6 protein-coding genes are annotated in these 7356 nt (G+C 69.2%); all 6 read right to left on the minus strand.

What is annotated here, in order from left to right:
- Positions 1–15: 15 nt before the first annotated feature.
- The 6 genes from AC1DYG_RS08780 to AC1DYG_RS08805 all read right to left on the minus strand — a co-directional run bounded on the left by AC1DYG_RS08780 (position 16) and on the right by AC1DYG_RS08805 (position 7274).
- Positions 16–2052 (minus strand): ABC transporter ATP-binding protein, encoded by a 2037-nt coding sequence (locus AC1DYG_RS08780; protein WP_477639465.1) that lies wholly within the window; start codon positions 2050–2052, stop codon positions 16–18.
- Complete coding sequence (locus AC1DYG_RS08785) at positions 2049–3785, minus strand: ABC transporter ATP-binding protein (RefSeq protein WP_477639466.1); 1737 nt, start codon at positions 3783–3785, stop codon at positions 2049–2051. The genes AC1DYG_RS08780 and AC1DYG_RS08785 overlap by 4 nt, the downstream gene beginning before the upstream one ends.
- On the minus strand, positions 3785–4432 hold the full coding sequence (locus AC1DYG_RS08790) for a TetR/AcrR family transcriptional regulator (RefSeq protein ID WP_477639467.1): 648 nt from the start codon (positions 4430–4432) through the stop codon (positions 3785–3787). Before AC1DYG_RS08790 ends, AC1DYG_RS08785 begins: the two co-directional genes overlap by 1 nt.
- A gap of 134 nt (positions 4433–4566) precedes the next feature.
- Positions 4567–6066 carry a DUF7059 domain-containing protein gene (locus AC1DYG_RS08795; protein WP_477639468.1) on the minus strand — a complete coding sequence of 500 codons (1500 nt, stop codon included), beginning with the start codon at positions 6064–6066 and terminating at the stop codon, positions 4567–4569.
- Complete coding sequence (locus AC1DYG_RS08800) at positions 6063–6776, minus strand: AIM24 family protein (protein ID WP_477639469.1); 714 nt, start codon at positions 6774–6776, stop codon at positions 6063–6065. The genes AC1DYG_RS08795 and AC1DYG_RS08800 overlap by 4 nt, the downstream gene beginning before the upstream one ends.
- Positions 6777–6785: 9 nt before the next feature.
- On the minus strand, positions 6786–7274 hold the full coding sequence (locus AC1DYG_RS08805; protein ID WP_477639470.1) for an N-acetyltransferase family protein: 489 nt from the start codon (positions 7272–7274) through the stop codon (positions 6786–6788).
- Between the last annotated feature and the right edge of the window lie 82 nt (positions 7275–7356).

Raw genomic sequence — 7356 nt, forward strand, 5'->3', positions numbered from 1 at the left:
GGTTCGTGTCCGGACTCAGACCTTGGCGCCGGCCAGGTCAGGTGCGGGAGCCTCCCCCGTGTCCACGTCCACGGCAGCGCCGCTGAACTGCGCGGCATAGAGCTCCGCATAGGCACCGCCTCGGGCGAGCAGGACGTCGTGCGAACCCTGCTCGACGATCTGGCCGTCCCGCATCACGAGGATGACGTCGGCGTCGCGGATCGTGGAGAGCCGGTGCGCGATGACGAAGCTGGTGCGGTCCTGCCGCAACGCCGACATCGCCTTCTGGACGAGCAGCTCGGTGCGCGTGTCGACCGAGCTGGTCGCCTCGTCGAGGATGAGCAGCGCCGGGTCGGACAGGAACGCACGGGCGATGGTGACGAGCTGCTTCTCGCCGGCGCTGATGTTCCCGCCTTCGGCGTCCAGCACCGTGTCGTAGCCGTCGGGGAAGGAGTGCACGAACCGGTCGACGTAGGTCGCCGTGGCCGCAGCCACCACCTCCTCCTCGCTGGCGCCCGGCCTGCCGTACGCGATGTTCTCGCGGATGGTGCCGCCGAACAGCCAGGTGTCCTGCAGGACCATCCCGATCTCGCCACGCAGGTTGTGCCTGGTCAGGTCGGTGATGTCCACGCCGTCGAGTGTGATGCGCCCGGAGTCCAGCTCGTAGAACCGCATGATGAGGTTGACGAGGGTGGTCTTGCCGGCCCCGGTCGGACCGACGATGGCCACCGTCTGGCCCGGCTCGACGGTGAGGTCCAAGTGCTCGATGAGCGGGTTGGCCGGGTCGTAGGAGAACGACACGTCCTCGAACTGCACCCGCCCGTGCGGGTCGTCCAGGGTCGTCGGCTGGGCTGCGTCGGGCCGCTGCTCGGGAGCGTCGAGGACCTCGAAAACCCTTTCGGCAGAGGCCACTCCGGACTGGAGCAGGTTCGCCATGGACGCCACCTGGGTCAGTGGCTGGGTGAACTGACGCGAGTACTGGATGAACGCCTGGACGTCACCGAGGCTCATCGACCCGCTCGCCACCCGGAGCCCACCGACGACGGCGATGACGACGTAGTTGAGGTTTCCGATGAACATCATCGTCGGCATGATGATGCCGCTGATGAACTGCGCGCCGAAGCCGGCATCGAACAGGTCGTCGTTCTTGGTGCGGAACGCCGCGCGCACCTCGTCCTGCCGGCCGAAGACCTTGACCAGCTGGTGACCCGTGAAGGTCTCCTCGACGATCGCGTTCAGCTCGCCAGTGCTCTTCCACTGCTGCACGAAGTGCTTCTGCGAACGCTTGCCGATGGTGGCCGTGACGAACATCGACACGGGGATGGTGACGAGAGCGATCAGGGCGAGCAGCGGCGAGATGTAGAGCATCATCCCGACCATCGCGACCACCGTGAGCAACGACGTCAGGAGCTGGCTCATCGTCTGCTGGAGGCTCTGGGCGACGTTGTCGATGTCGTTGGTGACGCGGCTGAGCAGCTCACCGCGCGGCTGCGCGTCGAAGTACGGCAGGGGCAGTCGGTTGAGCTTGTCCTCCACGTCACGACGCAGGATGAAGATCGTGCGGTTGACGGCACCCGTGAGGATCCAGCCGCTCGCCCACGACAGCACGCTCGCCACGGCATAGAGCGCAAGCACGAAGAGCAGCACGCGGCCTACCGCGCCGAAGTCGATCCCAGAGCCGGGCACGAGGTGGGGCATCCTGGCGACCATGTCGGCGAACTTGTCGTCACCGCGGGCGCGCAGCGCCTCGACGACCTGGGTGCGAGTAGCGGTGGGCGGCAACGACTTCCCGACCACCCCCGCGAAGATGAGGTCGGTCGCCTTGCCGAGGATCTTGGGGCCCACGGCGTTCAGGGCGACGCTGCACACAGCCAGCGCCAACACGGCATACAGGGCTGCCCGCTCGGGGCGGAGCAGGGACAGCAGTCGCTTGGCCGAGGGGCCGAAGTTCCGCGACTTCTCCGACGGCAGGCCGATCGACATGGGCCCGCGCCGCTGGGCGGCGTTCGCCACCGGTCCGCGCCGCAGCTCAGCTGCCTTCTCCTCCTCGGTCTTCACGCCCTCCGAGCTCATGCCGCCACCTCCTCTGCAGATCGCTGGGACTCGACGATCTCGACGTACGTCGGACAGGTCTCGAGCAGCTCGTCGTGTCGCCCGGCGCCGACCACCTTGCCGTCGTCCAGGACGACGATGTGGTCGGCATCGATGATGGTGGAGACCCGTTGTGCCACCACGATCACCGCCGTATGCCGCGTGACCGGCTTGAGGGCCGACCGCAGCCTCGCGTCCGTGGACAGGTCCAAGGCCGAGAAGCTGTCGTCGAAGAGGAACACCTCAGGTCTGGAGACCAGCGCCCGCGCGATCGCCAGCCGCTGGCGCTGCCCGCCCGAGACGTTGGTGCCGCCCTGGGAGATCGGCGCGTTCAGGCCCTCGGGCATGGCCCGGACGAAGTCCTCCGCCTGTGCGATGCGCAACGCCTCCCACAGCTCGTCGTCGGTGGCCCCGGAATCGCCGTAGCGCAGGTTGGAGGCGACCGTCCCGGTGAAGAGGTAGGGCTTCTGGGGGACCAGTCCGATCCGCGACCAGACGTCCTCGAGCGTCGCGTCCCGGACGTCGACCCCGCCGAGCAGGACGGACCCGCCGGTGACGTCGTAGAGCCTCGGGATCAGTGACAGGAGCGTCGACTTGCCGGCACCCGTGCTGCCGATGATGGCGGTCGTGCGCCCTGGCTCGGCGGTCAATGAAACGCCTTGCAGGACAGGCACATCCGCGCCGGGATAGCAGAACTCGACGTCACGCAGCTCCACGCTCGTTCCGGTGCGGGGGATCGCAACCGGCCGTGCGGGCTGGACGACGGTCGAGTCGGTGTCTAGCACCTCGGTGATCCGGCCGGCCGACACCGCCGCGCGGGGGATCATCATCGACATGAACGTCGCCATCATGACCGACATGAGGATCTGCATCAGATAGCTCATGAAGGCGGTCAGCTCGCCGATCTGCATCTGGCCGTTCTCGACGCGGTGCGACCCGAACCACAGGACGGCCACGGTCGAGGCGTTGAAGATCAGCATGACGATCGGGAAGACCAGCGCCATCAGGCGACCGACGGCAAGCGCCGTCCCGGTGTACTGCGTGTTGGCATCGGCGAACCGCGCCCGCTCGTGGTCCTCGCGGACGAAGGCCCGAACCACCCGGATGCCGGTGATCTGTTCGCGCAGCACGCGGTTCACCCAGTCGACCGACTCCTGCATGAGGCGGAAGTTCGGGATCATCTTGCGGATCACCAGGGCCACCGACAGGGCCAGCGCCGGCACGGCGACGGCGACCAGCCACGACAGCCCGACGTCCTCTCGCAGCGCCATGATGATGCCGCCGACCATCATGATCGGAGCCGACACCATCATCGCGGCGCCCATGAAGACGACCGTCTGCACCTGGGTGACGTCGTTGGTGTTGCGGGAGATCAGCGTGGGGGCGCCGAACCTCGACACCTCCTGGGCGGAGAAGTCGCCCACCCGCGCGAAGATCCCCGCGCGCAGGTCGCGCCCGAGGCCGGCGGCGGACTTCGCCCCCAGGTAGGTCGCGGCGACGGTGGCGACGATCTGCACCAGCGACACGGCCAGCATCCACCCGCCGGTCCTGACGATGTAGCCCGTGTCCCCCTTGGCGACGCCCTCGTCGATGATCCGTCCGTTGAGGCTGGGCAGGTAGAGCGACGCCATGGTCCCGACGAGCTGCAGCCCGACGAGGACTGCGACGAGGCCCTGGTAGGGCTTCAGGTAGTCACGAATGATCCGGATCAGCACTACTTCTTCCCCCTGGAGTTGGGCGACGCAGTCGCGGTGGGCGACGCCGTTGCGGTGGTCGAGCGGGCGAGAGCGCCCTCGAGGACGACGTCGACGAGCTCGGCCGCGGTGGAGTCCTGGCCGTCGAGCATCGGATGGACGCTGGAGAGCGTGAGCATGCGCAGGTAGCCGATGAAGTTCTTGACCGGGATCCGCAGCAGGGCGACATCGTCACCGATGAGGGCGGTGAAGGCCTCGTCGAGCTCGGCCGTCCCCTCCTGGCGGCGTCGCAGCGCCTTGGCGTCCATCGGGCGGTGCAGCGGTTGACCGGACGACTGCAGGACGCTCATCAGGGCGAAGATGCCCTGGAGGTGGGTCTGCATGACGGTTACCGCGGCGGCGAGTCGTTCGCGAAGGGGCAGGTCCCGGTCCACGGCTGCCAGCTCGGCCTTCACGGCGGCCGTGTCGAACGCCTCGTGGACACAGGCGTGGATGATCTCGTCCTTGCTCTCGAACACCCGGAAGATGGTGCCCTCGGCGATGCCGGCCGCCTTGGCGATCTCGCGGGTGCTGATCCCCCGGCCCTTGTCCCGCAACAGCGGAATCGTGGCGGAGATGATCGAAGCCCGGCGGTCGTCGGGGGCCATCGCGGGGGCGCGGGGTGACATGGTGTTCAGTATGAGTGAGTGAGCACTCACTCACAACTCTGTTTTCCACCTGCGCAAACACACCCGGCCATGACGAATGTCCCGGTCACCACTCACTCAGGACTCCCCGGCGCGGGGAGGGGAATCAGGGGACGTCAGACCAGCAGGCCGTCGGCCACGAGCTCGCGCACCACGGGCACTGCAGCGGCGCGCACTTCGCCCAGGTCGGAGCCGAGCAGCTCCGCGATGGCAGCAAGAGCAGCGCCCGCGGCCAGCGTCCCGTCGCTCACGCTGACGAGCGCGGCCCCCACTGTGTCGAGCCGGACCGCCCGACGCAGGCCGCCACCCTGCCGGAGCAGGATCACCGACGGGTCCTCGGCACCCGGCTTGCCGTGTCGCTCCTCGGTCACGTCGTCGGCGCAGCGCCACGCGACGGCCAGGACCTCGTCGTCGGTGTGCTCGGCCAGCCAGGTGCGGGCCCGCAGTCCCGACAGGACGTGCGGACCCATGGGCGAGGCCACCGGCCCGGTCGCCTCGGTCAGCTCGACGAAGGGCGTCCGCTCCTCCAGCGGCCGCTGCAGGGTGATCACCCCGAAGCCGATCGCGCTCACGCCCCGCGACGCGAAGTCGTCGAGCCACGCGGCATACATCGTCGCGAACTCGGTGGTCGCACTGTGGTGACCTCCGTCGCGAGACCAGGTCTCGGCGTACTCCGCCGGGTCCTGCACGTCGCGCTGGACGATCCACGCGTCGAGTCCGGTGCCGGCCACCCAGCCGCGCACGCGGTCCCGCCAGTCGGCCTCACCGACGACCTCCCAGTTGCCCAGGAACTGCGCGACGCCACCGGGCTCGAGATGGGCGCCGATGGAGCGCACGAGGTCGGCGACGATGGCGTCGCCGGCCTGCCCTCCGTCGCGGTACTCGAAGAGCGGGACGTCGGGCGTCCTGGGCGTGATGACGAACGGCGGGTTGCTGACGATCAGCCCAAAGCGTTGTCCCGCAACGGGATCCAGCATCGAACCCTCGACCACCTCCCACACGCACTCGTTGAGCAGGGCGTTGAACCGGGCATAGTCCAGCGCCCGGGTGGAGAGGTCCGTGACCGTGATCTGCCCGGCGTGCGCACCCAGGTGGAGCGCCTGGACCCCACAGCCGGTGCCGAGGTCGAGGGCCCGCTCGACGGCCGGTCGCGGGGTCCAGGAAGCCAACGTCGTCGAAGCGCCCCCGATCCCGAGCACGTGGTCCTCGCGCAGCGGCGCCCGGGTCTGCAGCTCGGTGAGGTCGGAAGCGATCCACCAGGCGTGGTCGTCGTCGCCGTAGGGCCTCAGGTCGCAGGTGGCGACCACCCCCGGGCCTTGCGGTTGCACCAGGCCGAGTGACGCCGCGCCGGCCAGGCCGAGGGTCGGGAGAGCGGCCGCCGCCTCTTCGCTGTCGACGGCGTCCCCGAGGGCGAAGAGTCGCACCAGGGTGGCGAGCGGGGTGCCGACGTCGACCGTGACCCGCTGCGCGGGCAGCACCTGCTCACGGGCGAGGGCCGCTGCCGCGAGCGGTCCCAGCAGCTCGCCGACCGTCTCGACCGTGTATGCCGCGGCGGCCAGGTCCGCCCGCAGGCGGGCGACGAGCTCGGCGTCGGCAAGCGGCGTGGGGGCGCTCATCCGTCGAGCAGGCCGCCGAGGTTGAACCCGCCTCCGCCGCCACCGCTCTGGGCCGCGGGTGGGGTCCACTCGCTCGGTTGGACGACGACGAAGCCGGGTCCCGAGAACGCGTACTGGAACGCCTCGCCCGAACCGCCACGCAGCATCGAACGCACGTTCATGCTCGACACCACCTGGGGCACCAGGTTGGCCGACCAGCCGACACAGGCCTGCACGTCGACGTAGGTGGGCTGCTGGCTGCAGTCGAGTATCACCGGCTGTCCGACCGTGTGGATCGCGACCGTCCCGGTGCCGTGGAGGGTGGTGTTGAACAACCCGCCACTGAGCATGCCGGCACCCTGCACCCGCTTGATGTCCCACTCGATGCTGGAGTCGAAGGCCAGCAGGTTGCGGGCGTTGACCGACAGCGCGTCGCCGGTGAGGTCGATGAGGAAGACGAAACCGGCCTCGGACGCGAAGAAGACGTCGCCCTCGCCGGAGACCCGCATCAACGAGACGTCCTCGCCGGTCACGACCTTCTTGAAGAGCTTGCCGACGCTGCCGGCCTTCTCGTGGTCGAAGCGGATCTGGCCCTGGTAGGAGACCATCGCCCCCTTGACCGCCAGCACGTCACCGCCGAGGTGGACGCGCAGCATCTGGGGGTTCTGCAGCGCGAACCGCTGCTGCGCCTGGACTTCGAGGTTGGCCTGGTCAAAGAGCGGACTCTGCATGGCCCCAGCCTAGGATGCGGGCCGGTCCGTCGACAGGCGATAGGCGTACCAGGTGTCCCGCTGAGCCCCCAGCCCGTCGTAGAGCCGCTGGGCGGTCTCGTTGTCCGGCGCGGTCTCCCACGCCAGCCAGCCCATCCCCCGGTCGGCCGCGAGCTGACGACACGCCTCGATGAGTCCGGCCCCCACTCCCCGACCACGCGCCTGCGCCGTGACGAACAGGTCCTCCATCACCGCGAGCGGCTGGGCGAGGGTGGTGTCCCAGCTCCAGAGCATCGTGGCGTGGCCGAGCGCCTGGCGCGAGCCGTCGCGGGCGCCGTCGCGGGCGATCAGCTGGGTGCCGCCCGCGCCCTCGTCGAGAAGGGCGGTGGCCATGGCGCGCAGGTCTTCGTCCGTCGGGTCGCTCTCGTAGAACGTGCAGTAGGCCCGCATCAGGGGCAGCAGGTCAGCAAGGTCGTCCGGCGTGACCGGCGAGATGTGGAACGAACGCTCCGGGTCCATGGCGCGACCCTACGCGCGGTCCGGAGAATCCGGCATACCGTTGGAACGCGGAGCGGGCCGGCTCACCCCAGGTGGGTGAGCC

Source organism: Pedococcus sp. P1_H8, from assembly GCF_056405175.1.

What these genes read in the sequence shown, in the direction of transcription:
- AC1DYG_RS08795 (WP_477639468.1), bottom strand. Translation starts at nt 6,066, where the DNA reads ATGAGCGCCCCCACGCCGCTTGCCGACGCCGAGCTCGTCGCCCGCCTG.
- AC1DYG_RS08780 (WP_477639465.1), bottom strand. Translation starts at nt 2,052, where the DNA reads ATGAGCTCGGAGGGCGTGAAGACCGAGGAGGAGAAGGCAGCTGAGCTG.
- AC1DYG_RS08805 (WP_477639470.1), bottom strand. Translation starts at nt 7,274, where the DNA reads ATGGACCCGGAGCGTTCGTTCCACATCTCGCCGGTCACGCCGGACGAC.
- AC1DYG_RS08790 (WP_477639467.1), bottom strand. Translation starts at nt 4,432, where the DNA reads ATGTCACCCCGCGCCCCCGCGATGGCCCCCGACGACCGCCGGGCTTCG.
- AC1DYG_RS08800 (WP_477639469.1), bottom strand. Translation starts at nt 6,776, where the DNA reads ATGCAGAGTCCGCTCTTTGACCAGGCCAACCTCGAAGTCCAGGCGCAG.